Source organism: Granulicella tundricola MP5ACTX9 (assembly GCF_000178975.2).
GTDB classification, from domain to species: domain Bacteria; phylum Acidobacteriota; class Terriglobia; order Terriglobales; family Acidobacteriaceae; genus Edaphobacter; species Edaphobacter tundricola.
Genome location: NC_015060.1, coordinates 80,336 through 96,270 on the forward strand (window position 1 = coordinate 80,336; position 15,935 = coordinate 96,270).

Annotated in this window: 20 protein-coding genes and 2 pseudogenes; 14 read left to right on the forward strand and 8 right to left on the reverse strand. The window is 54.8% G+C overall.

The window, feature by feature from the left end:
• Positions 1–587 precede the first annotated feature (587 nt).
• The gene (locus tag ACIX9_RS23120) at positions 588–1,079 is read right to left on the reverse strand and encodes a hypothetical protein (RefSeq protein ID WP_013573313.1); all 492 of its coding nucleotides are present in this window, start codon (positions 1,077–1,079) and stop codon (positions 588–590) included.
• Between the two features lie 201 nt (positions 1,080–1,280).
• Positions 1,281–1,472: a hypothetical protein gene (locus ACIX9_RS26630; protein ID WP_041598288.1), complete on the reverse strand. Its 192-nt coding sequence runs from the start codon at positions 1,470–1,472 to the stop codon at positions 1,281–1,283.
• A 298-nt stretch (positions 1,473–1,770) separates the two neighbouring features.
• Here ACIX9_RS26630 and ACIX9_RS23130 point away from each other — a divergent pair, with 298 nt between their 5' ends.
• The 6 genes from ACIX9_RS23130 to ACIX9_RS23150 all read left to right on the forward strand — a co-directional run bounded on the left by ACIX9_RS23130 (position 1,771) and on the right by ACIX9_RS23150 (position 5,914).
• Complete coding sequence (locus tag ACIX9_RS23130; protein ID WP_041598289.1) at positions 1,771–2,346, forward strand: recombinase family protein; 576 nt, start codon at positions 1,771–1,773, stop codon at positions 2,344–2,346.
• A 133-nt stretch (positions 2,347–2,479) separates the two neighbouring features.
• Entirely contained in the window at positions 2,480–3,676 is a 1,197-nt protein-coding gene (locus tag ACIX9_RS23135) for a hypothetical protein (RefSeq protein ID WP_013573315.1), read from the forward strand.
• Between the two features lie 88 nt (positions 3,677–3,764).
• Entirely contained in the window at positions 3,765–4,400 is a 636-nt protein-coding gene (locus ACIX9_RS23140; RefSeq protein ID WP_013573316.1) for a recombinase family protein, read from the forward strand.
• A gap of 83 nt (positions 4,401–4,483) precedes the next feature.
• Positions 4,484–4,837, forward strand: a complete 354-nt coding sequence (locus tag ACIX9_RS23145; RefSeq protein ID WP_232298995.1) for an HNH endonuclease — start codon at positions 4,484–4,486, stop codon at positions 4,835–4,837.
• A gap of 109 nt (positions 4,838–4,946) precedes the next feature.
• Entirely contained in the window at positions 4,947–5,285 is a 339-nt protein-coding gene (locus tag ACIX9_RS25305; protein ID WP_013573318.1) for a hypothetical protein, read from the forward strand.
• Positions 5,286–5,362: 77 nt separating this feature from the next.
• Positions 5,363–5,914, forward strand: coding sequence for a hypothetical protein (locus ACIX9_RS23150; RefSeq protein ID WP_157478416.1), 552 nt, complete (start codon positions 5,363–5,365; stop codon positions 5,912–5,914).
• Between the two features lie 141 nt (positions 5,915–6,055).
• Here ACIX9_RS23150 and ACIX9_RS23155 read toward each other — a convergent pair whose 3' ends face one another.
• Entirely contained in the window at positions 6,056–6,853 is a 798-nt protein-coding gene (locus tag ACIX9_RS23155) for a hypothetical protein (protein WP_041598292.1), read from the reverse strand.
• A 1,034-nt stretch (positions 6,854–7,887) separates the two neighbouring features.
• On the opposite strand from ACIX9_RS23155, the pseudogene ACIX9_RS23170 reads away from it, so the two are divergent.
• Both ACIX9_RS23170 and ACIX9_RS23175 read left to right on the forward strand, forming a co-directional pair.
• Positions 7,888–8,920, forward strand: a pseudogene (locus ACIX9_RS23170) (IS110 family RNA-guided transposase).
• 355 nt (positions 8,921–9,275) lie between these two features.
• Positions 9,276–9,944 (forward strand): hypothetical protein, encoded by a 669-nt coding sequence (locus ACIX9_RS23175; RefSeq protein ID WP_013573320.1) that lies wholly within the window; start codon positions 9,276–9,278, stop codon positions 9,942–9,944.
• 135 nt (positions 9,945–10,079) lie between these two features.
• Here ACIX9_RS23175 and ACIX9_RS23180 read toward each other — a convergent pair whose 3' ends face one another.
• Positions 10,080–10,826 (reverse strand): hypothetical protein, encoded by a 747-nt coding sequence (locus ACIX9_RS23180; protein ID WP_013573321.1) that lies wholly within the window; start codon positions 10,824–10,826, stop codon positions 10,080–10,082.
• A gap of 103 nt (positions 10,827–10,929) precedes the next feature.
• Between ACIX9_RS23180 and ACIX9_RS23185 the strand changes: the two genes are divergently transcribed.
• The 4 genes and pseudogenes from ACIX9_RS23185 (at position 10,930) to ACIX9_RS25315 (ending at position 13,355) form a co-directional block, all read left to right on the forward strand.
• Complete coding sequence (locus ACIX9_RS23185) at positions 10,930–11,340, forward strand: DUF4279 domain-containing protein (RefSeq protein ID WP_013573322.1); 411 nt, start codon at positions 10,930–10,932, stop codon at positions 11,338–11,340.
• A gap of 157 nt (positions 11,341–11,497) precedes the next feature.
• A pseudogene (locus ACIX9_RS23190) lies at positions 11,498–12,172 on the forward strand (recombinase family protein).
• Between the two features lie 175 nt (positions 12,173–12,347).
• Positions 12,348–12,791, forward strand: a complete 444-nt coding sequence (gene tenpIN / locus ACIX9_RS23195; protein ID WP_013573324.1) for a type III toxin-antitoxin system TenpIN family toxin — start codon at positions 12,348–12,350, stop codon at positions 12,789–12,791.
• A 90-nt stretch (positions 12,792–12,881) separates the two neighbouring features.
• A complete protein-coding gene (locus tag ACIX9_RS25315) occupies positions 12,882–13,355 on the forward strand; it encodes a DUF2321 domain-containing protein (RefSeq protein ID WP_013573325.1) in 474 nt (157 codons plus the stop codon).
• Positions 13,356–13,503: 148 nt separating this feature from the next.
• On the opposite strand, the gene ACIX9_RS26200 is transcribed toward ACIX9_RS25315, so the two are convergent.
• The 4 genes from ACIX9_RS26200 to ACIX9_RS26205 all read right to left on the reverse strand — a co-directional run bounded on the left by ACIX9_RS26200 (position 13,504) and on the right by ACIX9_RS26205 (position 14,799).
• Positions 13,504–13,725: a hypothetical protein gene (locus tag ACIX9_RS26200; RefSeq protein ID WP_157478420.1), complete on the reverse strand. Its 222-nt coding sequence runs from the start codon at positions 13,723–13,725 to the stop codon at positions 13,504–13,506.
• 57 nt (positions 13,726–13,782) lie between these two features.
• On the reverse strand, positions 13,783–14,145 hold the full coding sequence (locus tag ACIX9_RS27875) for a Rap1a/Tai family immunity protein (protein WP_408609743.1): 363 nt from the start codon (positions 14,143–14,145) through the stop codon (positions 13,783–13,785).
• A gap of 22 nt (positions 14,146–14,167) precedes the next feature.
• Entirely contained in the window at positions 14,168–14,425 is a 258-nt protein-coding gene (locus ACIX9_RS23205) for a hypothetical protein (RefSeq protein ID WP_013573327.1), read from the reverse strand.
• A gap of 200 nt (positions 14,426–14,625) precedes the next feature.
• Complete coding sequence (locus ACIX9_RS26205) at positions 14,626–14,799, reverse strand: hypothetical protein (RefSeq protein WP_013573329.1); 174 nt, start codon at positions 14,797–14,799, stop codon at positions 14,626–14,628.
• A 68-nt stretch (positions 14,800–14,867) separates the two neighbouring features.
• Here ACIX9_RS26205 and ACIX9_RS23215 point away from each other — a divergent pair, with 68 nt between their 5' ends.
• Positions 14,868–15,191: a hypothetical protein gene (locus ACIX9_RS23215; RefSeq protein WP_041598296.1), complete on the forward strand. Its 324-nt coding sequence runs from the start codon at positions 14,868–14,870 to the stop codon at positions 15,189–15,191.
• A gap of 4 nt (positions 15,192–15,195) precedes the next feature.
• Positions 15,196–15,927: a hypothetical protein gene (locus ACIX9_RS23220; protein ID WP_013573331.1), complete on the forward strand. Its 732-nt coding sequence runs from the start codon at positions 15,196–15,198 to the stop codon at positions 15,925–15,927.
• Positions 15,928–15,935: the final 8 nt, after the last annotated feature.

Below are 15,935 nucleotides of genomic sequence, written 5' to 3' on the forward strand. Positions count from 1 at the left end.
CTTTCGAGGAGCGGGGACCGCTGACATCAGGCTCGACGGAAGTCATACACACAGAAAGCGGCTACAAAAAGTGGCATCGAAACTGTGAGTGCGAACAGAATCAAAGCGAACAGCAATGACGCACTTGAGTGGTTCCCTTGGGACAGCATTGAAACCAGCCCCAAAACCGCTACGGTGCACGCGCCACAGAACGTAGAAGCGGTGATGCCCCGACGAGACGAACCTACCGCCGCTACCCCCACAAGCAGAGCGACTGTAGCCGACGCATCCGTCACGGTCCAGATCCACCACCAAACCATATGGGACGTTGCCCAAGCTGCGGTTGCGGCTGCAAGGACCAATAGCCATAGCCCCCCGGCTGCCGCTGACAGTCTTAGGATCGCCTCGATGAACAGATAACCTCTTCGCCTCATCGCACAAGTCTAAACACGGGCGGAGAGCAATGGTGCCCTTCGGTATCTGGAACCATGATTCAAGGAAAACGGCGTTATGGGCAGGTTCGGCGCGCCCCGACCGCCAAGAACGGCGTCATTGTCGACAATGCGACTCCTGGGGAATTGAGCCGCAGGTTTGCTTGCGAGCGTCTGCTATGGACCGGCTTCAAACGGATGTTTCATGAACTGATCGATGCTTTTTGCTGTCCGCTTCTGGGTTTTCAACCAGTCGAGTTGCCACTCGGTAATTCTTTCCGTCTTCTGCGGCACGAATTCGCCATGGTTCGGTTCCTCTATCCATTCGAGCTGACGAACCAGCGCGAACGGCGGGGATGCGCCTGAAGCTTTTCGAGAGAAAGCCGCCGCCGCTTCATACTGGGCGAAGGCAACGAAATAGTCGTTCCTGCCATTCAGCGGTTCGGCCCCATTATTCGGATTCAGCCACACTCTATATTCGAGGACGTCATCATAAAAATATCCTCCGCCAGAAGCAGGCTCAACAGGATAGGTTCCTACTAGGTTTGGATCGACTGCTACCGGGAAAACACTCGTTCCCGTAATTTGCCGATCAACACTACTGACCATAAACGTGGGGTGAATTGCGGCCTGCTTGCACCCAACAATTTGCAGGAGGGATACCATCATCAAAGCCTGGAGATATCTGACTGACCTGCCCTCCGCTATCAATATCACGCTGCCTCCACCGTGAGTCAGCCTACGCTAGCCGACCTCCGAGTCAAATGGCTCAGTAGTGTTAGCAGACGAAGGAAGGCTGGGCTCTCCTCAGAAACGGCGTTTTGAGCAAGAACGCCGACAGAGGGAACTACCTCCACCGCAGTCTGGTATTTAGAACCGGCCTAGAGTCCTGATTTCGAGGATGCAGCGGTCGATCGCCTGGGCAGAAGCTTCAAGCATCGCGATGGACGTTGCATGACGGCTTCGGTCGTTCAACTCCAAGCGTTGCGCCTCAGCTCTGTATCCGTCGCTATCGGCGGTCCACTTGGTGACGAGTCTTTGCAGTTGTCCCTGATCAATCATGGCCTAATTGTATCGACCGGACATAAACCGAATTAGCGGACGTGGGGCTTTGAATGGTTTGAATCATTTCAAGCCACGGCGTTAGCGGTCGTCAGACTTTCTCGATAATGCTAATCGAACTCGAAAGGCTCTTGGAGTGAAAGATACCCGTCAACACAATCTGCGCTGGTGTCCGTAAGACGATCCCTCAACGGACGTTCGGCTAAGATCAATTCACCACTCGAAACACAGCAAACGGTGTCTCATATACCTGGTACGGTGATACTCTCACATGAGGCCCGCTAAACGTTACGAATTTATGCCAAAAACTCTCATCGGTTACGCACGATGCTCCACGGACAAGCAAGACCTCACCGCTCAACGGGAAGCACTCACTGATTTAGGTGTGGCTGCGGACCGGATCTACGTTGATCACGGATTGACCGGAACGAACCGGGCCAGGCCAGGGCTCAACCAAGCGCTTGCCGCTGTCCGCAAGGGGGACACGCTAGTTGTGCCGAAATTGGATCGTCTCGCCCGCTCGGTCCCTGATGCGCGCTCGATCGCAGATGAGTTAGCAGCACGGGGCGTGACACTGGCTCTCGGCCAAAGCCGCTACGATCCAGCCGATCCGATGGGCAAGATGTTCTTCAATATCCTGGCGACTTTCGCGGAGTTCGAAGCCGACCTGATTCGCCTGCGCACGCGCGAGGGCATGAAGATAGCCCGCGCTAAAGGTAGGCTGCGTGGCAAACAGCCAAAGTTGTCAGACAAGCAGCAGAAGGAACTCGGCCGCATGCATGGAACAGGTCAGTACACGATCAGCGATCTGGCAGAACTGTTCTCCATTTCTCGACCGACGGTCTACCGCACGCTGCTGCGTAGCACCGGGTAAGAGGAACTGATACCAGAAGCCGTTCAAAGGCGACTTCGAATAATCAACGCGGGCGTTGGGCGATACCAGTTCTACTCGTCAGTCGTCCATCTTTCAGAACCACGATCAGATCTTCTGCAGAGGTATAGAGATTATGAGCGTCAATCGGAAGACCCATCTTTTCGCGCTGGCCATCTTGTCGTCCCTGTCTTTTGCCGCTTATGCTCAAACTGCTCTAACCCAAGCCTCAAACGATAAGATCGACCACTGGCTGCGCAGTGGCGAGCCTCGTATGGTCGCCTGGGGTGCGGCCTTCGCCGCAAAGTGTGGCGATAGGGACGCGTTGCCTCTTCTCGCAAGCCTTGCCGAGAACTATCAATCTATTCCGCCCCAGGAGTATGACGCGCGGGGGAACTACATCCCGAGAACTCCTGAACAAAAACAGCGTCTGGATTCCATGGAAGTTGTTCTTGATTCCGTTATTCAACTCCATGGAAGGGTTCCTTACGAGGCAATCACTTCGGCCTTACAGGACTTTCCGGCTCAGGCCCTTACCCTCTTCGCGGGCATGCCCGAGCCCGAGCGCTCCCAACGCGCTGATGTCTTGTATGCAACTCGGGACAAAGCGGATCAACCTTACGACTGGCACCACCTTGCACAGCAGCAAATGATCCATATGGCCGCTGCCATCCTCGCCCTGCAACCTCCGCCAGGCTTCACTGCGACTCTCCTGAACGAGACTACCGTCGTCTTGAAAGTAAGCGTGACTGACGACGAACAGAAGCGCGAGGACACATTTTCAGGGGGAGTGTGCGGCGACTCTTTCGGCCTTAAACCGGCCCAAGGCTGGCCTCAACCCTATACTTATGTAGTCGAGCAGCACTGGAATAACCAGGGATCAGCAGACGGAGTCCTCGTTCCTGGCGAGCCTTCTATCACCACGCGTCGAGCACTTAGCAACAGTTCTTGCTCTACTCTCCCAGGGTTCACAAGCGTGCAAAAGCTCCTGCTGGCAGAACAGGAAGCTGGTTTCTTGCCCGAGGATAGAAGAACTGGAACCCTCCAGTACGACACTCTCCGTTACCCTGGCCAAGCGAGCTTCGTCGCTTCTCTCTCCAGTTTGGTTGATCGCCGGAAAGAACCCTTTCGGAAACTCGCAGCAACTCTCGCCGGCAAGTCGTTTCTATCGGCGTCTGAAGCGGCAACCGCAATGCCTATGTTTGCAGTTGAAATCGACGACCAAAGAAAGGACCAAACCCAAGCCCTTCAGATGCCGGCGTCTCTTGGCTCCCGGACAACGGTTGGTCCGTACAAGCCTGAGAGCGGATGGTTCTTGAAGCAAGGAAACTGAGCTGGAACCTCCAGATCTGGACCGCACCCCGCCATTTAGTCCTAAAGGATGCCCGCCAAACAGCTCCGAAGATCACAATTTCTGGTTTATGCTACAGGCAATGCCGAAAGTAGTAAAGCCTAATGCTACACACCACCCGCCGAAGGGACAGACTGTCGGGTACGCGCGGGTGAGCAGCTTTGAACAGAACGAGAACCGCCAGCTCGAAGGGATGGAGGTGGATCGCGTATTCCTCGATAAAGCTTCGGGCAAGAACATCCAACGCCCCCAACTCGAAGCTCTGATGAAGTTCGTCCGGGAAGGCGACACGGTTGTATGTCACTCGATGGATCGCCTGGGCCGGAATTTGGTAGACCTGCGGAAGACAGTCGGGGAACTGACTTCGCGGAAGATTGGGGTCCGTTTCATCAAAGAAAATCTAACTCTGACCGGCGACGACTCGCCGATGGCGACGTTGCTTCTTAATATGATGGGCTCGTTCGCGGAGTTCGAAGTGGCGTGGAGCCGGGAACGCCAGCGGGAGGGGATTGAGCTGGCGAAGCGGGATGGTGTCTATAAAGGTCGCAAGCGCCTGTTGACGCCGGATCGGGCCGCTGAGTTGACCCGTCGGCTTGGTTTGGGCGAAAGCAAAGCTGCCTTAGCGCGTGAGTTCCAATTGGATCGGACGACGGTCTATCGCTACATCGGACGAGCTAAGGCTCAACCGGAAGGGGCGGGGAAGTGACACGTCTCGCTCAAAGGGTGATGCACTGCCCATGCGGAAAAGCAAAGGTCCTGGCATTGGGCTTGTGCTCGACCTGCTACACCTTGAAGCGGCAGGATGAGGAGTACTTCGGTGGCCTGCGCGAAGCGGTTCTGGAGCGTGATGGCTACCGTTGCCGCGTTTGTGATGCTTCCGGTCGTGACAAGTGGTCCATCATCGTCCACCACCGGATACCCGGTAGATCGGTCCTGAAGCTGATGCTTTCGCTGTGCCCTGGCTGCCATGCGAAGGTTCACCGCACAAAAGCAGTGCTTTCGGCCATGCCGCCGCTGCTCTTGGAACTATGGCGTGAGCAGCATCCCAAAGGTCATGAACAGAAGCAGCTCGACTTCAGTTCAAGAAAGCCGGCGGCGAAACTGATTCCACTCTTCAGAGACGAAAAGGAGTCGAGCGGTTAGGCTTTTGGTCGCTGCTGGTGTGAATGCGTTTATCAGGGCCGATACGCGCACGTTTCCGACAACGCCGTTTTACGACAATCCGAGCCAAACCTGCAGGTAAACGGTGATAATGCTCTTCGTAACGATCGAATCGGAGATCACCATGGTTGCTTTAATGACGTTATTCTTAGCTGCCTCCTTCTTTGGCAACAAGCCCTCACGTAACGCCGTCACAGAACAGAGCATAGTCTCAGATAAATCAGTGCAGGCTAAACAGCCGGATATCGTCGATCTTCCGATTGTGCCTAGCGGAGCATCTCGGGTTTGGCTTGACACTGCAAGAAACCACTATCGTTGCTCTTATGAACGCCAGTATGGCAAGTCAAAGACAGGGGAGTACCTCACCGAGAAAGAGGCAAGGGATAAAGGCGCTCGACCTTTCAACAAGAGAGGCTGCCCCTCTAGGTAGTCAAACCTCCCGCAAAGTCGTTGTTTGCGGCAACATCGCCAGGAGACTTCCGCAAACACCGTTTGTAAGGAACGCAGTTGGAACTCCCACGTATGCGTCATGGTCATCTCACGCAATCGACGGTAACCTATCTGCCTGGACGGCGTATGGATCTCAGACAAGACACGAACGCGCACATCTATCGACCATCGCAGAGACTGAGACGATTCTTCCTCGTTGCAGGCTCGTTTTATGTGCTTGTCGGGACGTGTCTCTTTCTGCTGACGGTGGAACATGCCTTGCTTCCCGTTCGACCCAGCATGACTGCTTGGCTCAATGCTTATCTTGGCCCCCTCGCAGGTCTCGGGCTCGCAATCATAGGCGCGAGTCAGGCTCGAAGCTATTGGCGTCGAGTCCTCATCCTGTCAGACACCAAGATCGGGACTGAATTTACCTTCGGCTTCCGAGAGCTGGATCGAAACGAAGTGATAGGAAAACGGATCCGCTGGGGAAAGCAGGGACCGCAAACTGTCCTTATCCCGAAGGCAAGACGCTTCCCGAAGATTGTGATCCATTCCAACTTCGTGGTGGATCAATTCTATGAATCATGGATTGCCTCCGTTCCCGATCTCGGAGACATTACGGCCTGACACCAGAGAAAGCTAGCTTCGCCTTCTGAAGAGCTTCAACGTCATCTCCGCAAAGTCGGGTTTTCGGCAATTATGAAGCTCCCGAGAGAGCGAAGCTGCCGTGCGGATGGCGTTTAGCGAGTGGCCGATGCTCCTAGCCATCTAAGGAACAGGTGCAAAGCTTCCATCTACATAATGCTTATCGCCTGCAGACCATCGCCACCGTCGCCGCTCCGCTAGAGCTATATGGCTCTGCATCACCGGAGCGGTTTCAGACTTCCCGCCCTTAGTCGAGGATCCAACAGTGGTCGTTATCCGTGTTTCCTCGATGCTTCCGTCTGGAAGAGGGAGTAGTGTACTTGAATGCTGAACGATCGGCCCTTCAGCCATGCGGTCCTCAGACGTGTACTCCTTTGTCTCCAACACGTTCGCCAAGAGATTGCCTCTCACCTCAAAAAGCAGCATGTGATCCTCCACAATGCCTGAGCCATGCCCACGGTTTACATGATGTATAAGGACACTTTGATCAACCTTGCCTTCAGTCTTAATCAACTCATATGACGTAGGCTTCCACCAACAATCAAATCTCTCACCGGCCACGACGTGCCAACGGTGTTCCTTTGTCGTTCGTAGTAGGTACAAGTGAGAAGAGGGGCTGCCAGGGCCGGTACATGGAAAGAACAAAAGCCGGCCCTCGGAACCGACAATCGGCTCTATGTGGATGTTGCTGTTCGGAACGGCGGCTGCGGCATCATGAGCTATCGCTCCGTCTACGCCTAGGAGTTTTAGCAAACCCTCGCGCTGATCAGGTGAGCCGAGCTTTAGTTCCTGATCGATGTCGGCGCTAGCTTCACCTGCGAGACCTCCGCTGTATCCAAATCGGACTTGCGCCCGTGAATTCGTAAGGAATAGGGACAGGAGTGCAACGAGGAGAGCGCCTGTTTTACGGTGACCTGCCATGTCGACAATGTTAGCTCCTCCGAGTGATTCAGGTTGTAATCCCCCTTCGACCGACCCAACGGAGAAGTCCCCATTTACTGAAAGTCGAGGTTTTCGGAAACGTCGATGGTTCCTACCCCGTCCAAGCGGGTAGAAGCTGCCGACAATCGCCGTTTTCGCGAGATTGCGAATCTTGTATTCTCCAGTCATGACATGGAGATGGTTTCAGGACCGGCGCACTCCCGAACGTTGGGCAAAGATGCAAAAACGAGGCCGCCTTTGGAACCTTGTCTTATATCTGCTCACTGGTTCGGTTGCTATGCGTTTGTCCGTTTGGTTCACGTGACATGCTTCAAGGCTGGATGGCTTACTACTCCAGGAATTAGCTCATGGGCCGACATGTTTTCTCAGCAGTCATTCCTGCGTTTGTTGGCGCCGAAATCGACTGGTCTGATATGCAGCATAAGTTCGCCCAAGATCGTGGCGAAGACGGCTCAACGATTTAAGACCTGAACTCCGGCACGGTCGCGTCATCGGCAAGGTCGTACATTTAGCTCAAGGTCCTGCGCCCTCGTCTTACATGGGCAATGTAGCCGATGAAAACACCTAACCAACAGAGGAGCCAAGCAACCGTCAACCACGGGTGCTCATGCCACAGAGAACTCCAAAGCGGCGGCATGAGAAACACGAAAATGATGATTGCGGCGAAGCTCTCCGACTTCATTCCCACGGTGCTCATGTGACCATCTTCTCAGCACAATAGGCCCAAGACAAGTCTACTGCCCCAAAAGTCGTTGTTTTCGGCAATGGCGACGTTTTCAACGGCCAAACAGGTGGAAGTTGCCGACAACTCCGTTTATAGGAACAAACCACAACCTCCGTGTGCCCCATCCTCACCGACGGTTCTATCGTCGGTTAGGGTGGGCATCGTTTGCGGAAGCAAACGACCGTTCTCCTCCACACTTCCCAAAACGCCGTTAATGAGATGGTCCGCCGCTTGATCTCCACCCGGAAGGTAGGCGATTGTGTTGGCAGGTACAAGGAGGATCATCGACATGCAGATTCATTCGGTTGGCATAGATCTGGGTAAGACGACCTTTCACCTCGTAGCCCTGAGCGCAGCTGGCAAGGTGCTGTTGCGCAAGAAGTTCACTCAGAAGCAACTGATCACCTTCACCGCGAACATGCAGACCTCCTTGATCGGGATGGAGGCATGTTCAGGAGCGCACTTCCTGGGCCGGGCTTTGCGAGCGCAAGGCCACGACGTGAAGCTGATTCCAGCGCAGTTTGTAAAGCCGTTCGTGAAGTCGAATAAGAACGACTTCCTGGATGCTGAGGCGATCGCTGAAGCCGTCGACCGACAGAACATGCGCTTCGTTCCGATCAAGACCGACGATCAGCTCGACCTGCAAGCCATGCATCGTGTGCGTGACAGGCTTGTCGCTCGCCGGACGTCCGTGATCAACCAGCTGCGAGCCTTTCTGCTGGAGCGCGGCATGGTTTTCGCCAAGACTCCCATCAAGTTGAGACAAGCGATGCCAGAGATACTCGAGAACGCGGAGTCGAACCTGACGCCACGCATGCGCAACCTTGTCAGCCTGCTCTGGAGCGAGTGGAAGGATCTTCAGCAGCAGATCGTTGCGATGAACGAAGAGGTCGAGCAGATCGCTTCTTCCGACCCCGCATGCCAACGGCTGAGACAAATCCCCGGCATCGGCCCCTTGGTCGCAACCGCAATCGTCGCTGCGATCGGCAACGGAGCAGCCTTCCATAAGGGCCGAGAGTTCTCCGCATGGCTTGGACTTGTACCCCGACAGCACTCGACCGGCGGCAAGGCGAGACTCTTCGGCATCAGCAAGCGAGGTAACCGCTACCTGAGAAAGCTGCTCGTCCATGGCGCCCGATCAGCAGTTCTCATCGTCAAGCGAGACGCGTTCCCCGTTTGGGCCTTGGCTTGATGGTCTGGAACAACGAGCACCGGTGAAGGTCGTCATTACAGCCGCAGCCAACAAGCTTGCTCGTATGGCCTGGGCGGTGCTCTCAAGCGGCAATGACTACCGCCCAGCAACGGCTCCGATGCCGGCCTGAGCAGGCGCGGAAAAGACGCCTTCGGCTTGGAAGCGCAGAATCGCGCTCCCACTTTACCGCACCACGACGACGATTTAGAGTTCCCACCAAGGTCTGCACTGGACAGCTAAGACGACCGAACAGTTCCCAACGGCGTGCTCAAAACCTGCTCCCGAAAATGGTCTTCCATGACCGTGCCGTTTATCAGGTAGAGCACGCAGCGCAACTCATCATGGCCAGGAGACTAGACCCTCCACCCAAAGGCCGAATACATTTGCGCAGACCTGTCGATGTCGCCCTTCGCTTTTCCCTTGCAGTCGTGCGGCGGACCATACATTTTCGCGAACGTGCAACCCAGCCGCGATAAAATTCAACAATGGGCCTTGCGTCGCTCCTCACGCAGCTTCGACGGTCGTTCACAGTGGACACTGATGCATCGATCTCGAAGCCTAAGGCTGTGCGCGCTCCTGCGGCGGCTGAGGACTTCACAGGACTGTACACGAAGCCTCCAACTTCCTCTGCAACCAAGTTTCCCGGTGTGCCTGCGCCTGACGTTGCTCTAGCACCAAGTCTCCTAGCAGCACGGTGGGTAAGCCACGATCTCTATGGGGAGGAAATGCCGGGGATCGCCGCCGACCTTCTCGAAGCAGGATTCGATACTCCAGCCGTGAGGCGACTGGCAGGTGAGACGCAGGTCAACAACTCAGCGGATGCAGAGCCTCTCGTGAGTCGCATGTTTAGAGAACTTGGAATCCCTCCCTCACTTGGACAGCAGGAGGCCAAACTGATAGTTTCGCGGCAACTCGCCCGTGAAGTTATAGCTGGTTGGCGAAATGCATGGGCGACAGCCAGCCATCTCGAGATCGTGATCTGGGAACACTTACCTCCGAACGCAGACTTGTCTGCGATTTTCCAGATCAACGGTGAGATCGATTGGGACGCGCCCTACCGGCGTTCTCTGCCTGACCTCAGTGCTGCTCTTTTGGAGGCATTCGCGGACCTGGGAACAATGGCTATCGAGGACGTGGACGTCAGCCATGCATAAGCGTTTCGGAATCTTTTGAGGTTGCGCCTGCAAAGTCGGTGTTTTCGGTAATCACGCCCGGCTTCTGGGTCAAAGTTGCTCAAAACGCCAATCCTTGGGGGGGGCAGAGTACAAAGCAAGCTCCCTCCGTTAGCGTCAGCTACCTGATTCTCCTTGCTTGATGAGGGTTGAAGCGAGGAAGGAAAGCGATGGTGGGAGTCGGAAACTCAGCTGCATAAGTTCCGTGTCGACGTCAGATCCGATGCTGAGCAGGGCAAATCCGGTGATGGGTTGGTCAGACGGCAGGAGCCAGGACATCGTGCCGAGCCCACGTCGATGAGCAGGAGTGGTGAACTCGACGAGTTCCTTGCTCTTGTAGTTGAGTTGGTCAGATAGGAAAGCGCCGAAGGGATAATCTGATGGGGAACCGAAGCCTTCCGCGATGATCTTGCGAGCGTAGCCGCGATGTGCCGGGAAGACGCGGGCTACTACCTTTGCCACCTCAAAGCGGCCTGATGTCTCACCGTCGGAGCCGGAGAATTGAATGGCCGGACCCGTAAAGCCTTTCCATTTTTTGTGTTCTAAGAGCTTGGGGCCGTCTAGTACCTCAGGAGCGACATAGAGAGTCCAGCCGTCGGACCCGATGGTAGCGAAGCAGTTCCAGCCCCGTGGGCCCAGGGTACCGAAATGGCCGGCATCACCGCTGTACTCGTACCAAGCTAGTTGGGCAGCTACCGCAGGCGGAAGGTTGACCGGCTTCGGTGAGCCTGTTTTTGCGAGGTAGGGGCCGGTTTGGCCGTCGCCGGAACATCCGATGTACGGCACGGAGGTTTGAGCGTGTGCCAAACACGTCGCCGCCGCAAAGAGCAGACAAGACAGCGGCAGGATTACCTTGCTACGCATTGGCGAATTATAGTTCCCAAGAAGTCGTGTTTTCGGAAGTCTCGCCCCCGAAGTTGCCGACAACACCGTTTATGGAGAAGTAGACTTATCCCAAGAGGTCGGGATGTCACACAAGTACACGGTGGAGTTCAGAATCTACGGCAAGAGTCTCGACCCGGCTGCTGTCACCGCCGATCTTGGCTTAGAGCCCTGCCGGACAGTGAACCCCGGAACCAGGAGGGCCGACGGGAGGCTGTTGGAGGGTCTCTGGGCCTTCGACGGCGATCCATCGGAGGCATTCAGCGGCTCACTTGAGGAAGCTCTTAGGTTCGTTCTCGACTTGCTACATCCCCTAAAAGAGCGGATTCTCGCGTACCGGACTAGCGCACATCTTGTTTGGTGGTGTGGACACTTCCAGTCCAGCTTCGATGGTGGATACACTCTGTCGGCGGCTGTCCTGGGCCAGCTCTCCGACTTTGGAGTTGAGTTCACAGTCGACAACTACTTTAGCGAATCCGAAGCGACGGCAGAGTAGTTCGAGTCCGAGAAGATCACGCCTTCCGCAAAGTCGTTGTTTTCGCTAAGTTCAGGCTCTCGGGTCAAAGATCGACAATTCGACCCAGCTGGCGGTTCAAAGTTGGTAACAACGCCGCTTCAAGGACGTTGAAGAAATGTAACAGAGGCTCGAAGCAGTGGAAAACTGCAAGTTTGTGAGCTATCTCAGGGTCTCAACGGTACGGCAGGGAACTAGCGGCCTTGGCCTGGAAGCGCAACGCGCCGCCGTCGCCGTATTCCTAAACGGGGGAGACTGGATCCTGGTGCAGGAGGTCCTAGAGGTCGAGAGCGGAAAGAGCAATGATCGGCCCGCCCTCGCTACCGCCCTCAAGCTCTGCCGCAAGCATCGCGCTACCCTCGTGATCGCTAAGCTGGATCGCCTCGCCCGCAACGTGGCCTTCATCTCGAACCTAATGGAGTCTGGCGTCGAGTTCGTGGCTGTCGATATGCCGCAGGCGAATCGGTTCGTGGTGCACATCCTGGCCGCAGTTGCTGAACAGGAGGCTGAGGCCACCTAAAAGAGGACCAAAGCAGCCCTCGCCGCCGCAAAAGCGCGGCGAACGAAGCTTGGCGGCCGCCGCGTCTCGGCTGAGCGCTTTGCAGGAATCGGAGCTGCAGCGCGCTAGAAGCGCAGCCAAAGAGCGAGTCAGGTCCGCGCGGAGCTCATTCCGACGATCACAGCCATTCAAGCCGCCGGCGCGAGCTCGCTCTGTGCGATCGCTGCAGAACTGAATGCTCGCGAGATCCCGACACCCCGGAGGCCCGGGGAATGGTCTGCGGCCCAGGTTCAAAGGGTGATGGGGCACTATTGACATTTAGCCTTGGAGCCGATAAAGTATTGGAATGATGTGGTGGAAGGGTAATCCCCACGTAAAATAAAGAAGTGCCCAAGAAGACTGATGTGGTGGAAGGGTATTCCCCACGTAAAAAACAGAAGTACCCCCTCTAAAAAGGGCCCGAAAGGGCCTTTTTTAGTGCCTAGGTAAAATGCTCATTCAAAAGCTCGAACCGCTCTTCTTCAAAGAAAACACACATCTCGTCGAAGTTTTGGACAAAAGCAACGGGATTTGGACCGCAGAAAAGTCCCGTGGTTATGGAATCTTGGTCATCTCCTATAACAACCTTCGGTTCGGTATTCCGCTGCGCTCCCACATTAAACACCAGGCGCGTTTCCTGACCGACGGCACCAAGGGACTTGACTATTCGAAAGCTGTTTTGCTTACGAAGGACGAGTACATTTCGACGACTCCATTCATGATCCCGCCTGATGAGTACGTGAAAATAAAAGACCGAACCCATCACATCAATGGCCAATTCGCCAAATATGTAGAGAAGTACGTCACGGCCGTTCAGAAGAACGATGAAAATGTGCTGCGGAATTATAAGTTTTCAACACTACAGAATTACGGCCTTGAACTTGGGCTCAAATAGAAGCCAAACTGGGCTGCCTGCTGCTAACGGTGACGTTGAGGCACGATAAACATCCTCGATCATCTCCTACTGTGGCTTATAGGATCAGGCATGGGATTTGCGGCATATTGTAAGAACGGCCATCTGGTAGGGATTGTTCAAAGCCCTAGAACAGGGAGCGACTTGCGGAGGCTCGCTGAGCGTCACGCAACAGGCATCCCATTTTTCTCTCCGTTCTGCAAGGAATGTGGAGAGGCGACCGTGAGTCAATGCCCTCACTGTGAAGCTCGGATCGAGCTAAATGCAAAATATTGTGGAAGTTGCGGGAAAGTGCTTCCCTGGACTGAAAACGCCTTGGCGGCCGCTCGCGCTTACACCGATGACCTAGACGAGTTCACCTCGGACGAGAAGGAAAAGCTAAACGAAAATTTCAAGGTTTTGACCAAAGACTCCCCATCCGTACCTCTAGCAGTAAGGCTATTGCAAAAAGCTGTTGCGAAGGCTGGCCCCGTAGTGGGTTCGGCCATCCTAGAAATTGCTAAGACACTGGCTACGGCGGAGGCCAAGAAGCATTTGGGCATCTGAGCCCATCTGACTGATCGAGGTTCGGGACGAGCAGACCAAACTTGCAATGAAGACGGGCACGCTCGATCCCGCGCTGGAGCAGCGCGGCCAGGCCATCTTAGGGGAAATCATCGAACACCAGACCCGGCATATAGGGTGTGCCTGAAAGCTATCGTTTTCCTGAACTTTTACCGGACCTGTAAGGTTTTCTCGGTTTCAGCGGAAGGGCGGGGAGACCTCGACGTAGGGCAATAATCCCTTCCTGAATTGCCACGCTGCCGGGTGGGTCCATTTCAGAAGAAACCCAGGCCAGGTTCCGGTTGATGAGCGTGTGATAGTCGGCAGGGTATTTTGCCTTAAGTTCCGCGGCGGCTTCTTCCAGAAGGTTCATAGCGGAAGTTTACTCTCGGCCCCCTTGACCGCCAACGGTCACGAAAACAGCGCGGGACTAATGCTTGACAGGGCAAGGAAACGCTTGCCGCACGGCTCTTATCGTCAGAGTGCCAGGGTCTAGATTCAACATCTCGGGATGATCGTCCAGGTATTTGTAAACGATTATCCCAAGTTGAGTGTTGGTCGTTCCAGCTGCTACACAGCGGGTTTTCGTTCCCATCTCATAGCCCATAGTGATGGCTGTTACGAAGACCACACAGGTGACGTATCGCAGATGGTCGTTTTCGGAGAGTGAGTTTTCAGGTTTCGTTGTCAGCTGGCAGCTTTGATATAGGCCCAGACCTGACGTTTGAGCCATGGGCGTAGGGTCGGTATTTTGCGAGTAAAGACCAGCAAGTAGCGCTAAAGGTAGAAGCATGTCGCCATGTTCTCATGCGTAGTTAGTGACGGCCAGGTGGTGTGTTGTCATATCCCCGTTCCTTCTTCCACTTCAGGTAGGCTTCCTTTGCAGCATCGAACCATTCATCATGCCTAGGCTCTTCGCATAGCTCCACAATGTACTCTCCCAAGGCAAGGTAACGGCCATAGGGCGAATGTTCAGGCCACCCGTACCAAGCCGTGTATTCCTCACCAAGGCTGTTGTTTATGAGCATCGTTCTGTGCCGGTGTTCGTCTGTTTCCTTCTTTGTTTTCGCCATAATCTAAGCCCTCTGATTGCATATCGCACAAGTTTTGCGGTGGTCTGAAAGCTTCTCCCATACCCGGTTATCGGCATACATCGGGATCGGGACGCCCGTTTGCACCATGTGGGCGATGTAAGGACCGGCCATAGGATACCGATTAGCGAAATCTTCTATGAGCTTCAGCCCAATGGGGCAGAGCGGCGGAACGCTATCTATCATTTACGCTTGTCCGAAGGGGGGTCTGCAATCCCCTTCATTCCTTCCTTGAAGCCTCGCCAGCCTTCGGCGATGCCCTTGAATACTGGCACTGTTTGAAAGAAGCGGACGACCACGACAAGCGCCACTATCCCGACAAACCCGAGAACGATACCAGCGGCGATAGTGAACATGCACTAGAGGCTACATCATCTACGGAACTTGCCCGGTGGCGGGAGCAAACCTTCAGTACAATTCAGCCATGCCAACACACTTGGATGCGATCTACCTAAACAAACACGAGGACCGGCCCGAAAGTGTCGAGACGGTCATGCTCGAAGGCCAGCCTATGGAGGTGCTTATCAATGACTGGACCTATTACAGAGTGCGCGGCGGCGAACATACCGGGGAAAGCTCCGTGCAGATATGCCGGGTGACGTTTCCCAAGTTCGAGGATGACGGCACCGTGATTGACCTTCCTTTTAGGGTCGGGAAGACTGGCGTTCCCGAGGAGCTAGACACGATCACGCAAGAACAATGGGGCTTATTGCATAGTCAGAGCATCCACATTGGCTTTATCGGTTAGGGCTATGCGCGAGTGTTGGGCGGCCTCTCTCGGAAACTGTCGTGGCGGGATTAGCCGCGAACATGTCGTTTCGCAGTGTTTGTTTTCCAGTGGAAGCATCACCGTAAAGGGCCTTGATTGGTGCGCGGGCGAGGCGAAGACCATTGGCATCCAAGGCCTTACTCGTAACATTCTGTGCGAGGGCCACAACTCCGATCTAAGCCCCTTGGATGCCGTTGCTCTGCAAACCTTTGACAGCTTCGACTCCGCTATCAAGCTCCGCGATTTTCGCCAGCAGTACAGCCCGAAAATAAACTGGACGCTTCGCACCTTCGATATTGACGGCAAGTTGCTAGAACGATGGTTTCTAAAGACCCTTATCAATATCACCTTAGATAAAACCTGGATCATCGGAACTGGGGAGCGCGAACTCGGTAAGCCTTCGATTGAATTGATCGAAATTGCATTTGGGCTGCGTGGCTTTAGCCCGAACGAAGGTCTGCTCGTTTCGGCACACGTCGGCTACACGGGCGATTTACGCCAAGGCCTTTCTTTCACTCCACTGACTGAGGGCGGCAATCTCGTGGCCGGTAGATTTTCCTTTGCATGTTTGCAGTTTCTTTTGAACCTTTCCCCTCACCACCTGCGATTCGATGGAACTTCACAGCTGCTGCATCATCTGCGCTGGATATATTTCGCAATGACCGACTCTCGCAAGCGCAGCAAGCAATCACATCGAATCCGCTTTAGCTGGTAATAGCTTCA

Bases quoted from the DNA above. Each gene is read 5' to 3' on its own strand.
- ACIX9_RS23220 (WP_013573331.1), top strand. From the start codon at position 15,196: ATGCGCGAGTGTTGGGCGGCCTCTCTCGGAAACTGTCGTGGCGGGATT.
- ACIX9_RS23175 (WP_013573320.1), top strand. From the start codon at position 9,276: ATGGGCCTTGCGTCGCTCCTCACGCAGCTTCGACGGTCGTTCACAGTG.
- ACIX9_RS23155 (WP_041598292.1), bottom strand. From the start codon at position 6,853: ATGGCAGGTCACCGTAAAACAGGCGCTCTCCTCGTTGCACTCCTGTCC.
- ACIX9_RS23185 (WP_013573322.1), top strand. From the start codon at position 10,930: ATGTCACACAAGTACACGGTGGAGTTCAGAATCTACGGCAAGAGTCTC.
- ACIX9_RS26205 (WP_013573329.1), bottom strand. From the start codon at position 14,799: ATGTTCACTATCGCCGCTGGTATCGTTCTCGGGTTTGTCGGGATAGTG.
- ACIX9_RS23130 (WP_041598289.1), top strand. From the start codon at position 1,771: ATGCCAAAAACTCTCATCGGTTACGCACGATGCTCCACGGACAAGCAA.
- ACIX9_RS23120 (WP_013573313.1), bottom strand. From the start codon at position 1,079: ATGATGGTATCCCTCCTGCAAATTGTTGGGTGCAAGCAGGCCGCAATT.
- ACIX9_RS23135 (WP_013573315.1), top strand. From the start codon at position 2,480: ATGAGCGTCAATCGGAAGACCCATCTTTTCGCGCTGGCCATCTTGTCG.
- ACIX9_RS27875 (WP_408609743.1), bottom strand. From the start codon at position 14,145: ATGCTTCTACCTTTAGCGCTACTTGCTGGTCTTTACTCGCAAAATACC.
- ACIX9_RS23180 (WP_013573321.1), bottom strand. From the start codon at position 10,826: ATGCGTAGCAAGGTAATCCTGCCGCTGTCTTGTCTGCTCTTTGCGGCG.
- ACIX9_RS23215 (WP_041598296.1), top strand. From the start codon at position 14,868: ATGCCAACACACTTGGATGCGATCTACCTAAACAAACACGAGGACCGG.
- ACIX9_RS26630 (WP_041598288.1), bottom strand. From the start codon at position 1,472: ATGATTGATCAGGGACAACTGCAAAGACTCGTCACCAAGTGGACCGCC.
- ACIX9_RS25315 (WP_013573325.1), top strand. From the start codon at position 12,882: ATGGGATTTGCGGCATATTGTAAGAACGGCCATCTGGTAGGGATTGTT.
- ACIX9_RS23205 (WP_013573327.1), bottom strand. From the start codon at position 14,425: ATGGCGAAAACAAAGAAGGAAACAGACGAACACCGGCACAGAACGATG.
- tenpIN (WP_013573324.1), top strand. From the start codon at position 12,348: ATGCTCATTCAAAAGCTCGAACCGCTCTTCTTCAAAGAAAACACACAT.
- ACIX9_RS23140 (WP_013573316.1), top strand. From the start codon at position 3,765: ATGCTACAGGCAATGCCGAAAGTAGTAAAGCCTAATGCTACACACCAC.
- ACIX9_RS26200 (WP_157478420.1), bottom strand. From the start codon at position 13,725: ATGAACCTTCTGGAAGAAGCCGCCGCGGAACTTAAGGCAAAATACCCT.
- ACIX9_RS25305 (WP_013573318.1), top strand. From the start codon at position 4,947: ATGCTCTTCGTAACGATCGAATCGGAGATCACCATGGTTGCTTTAATG.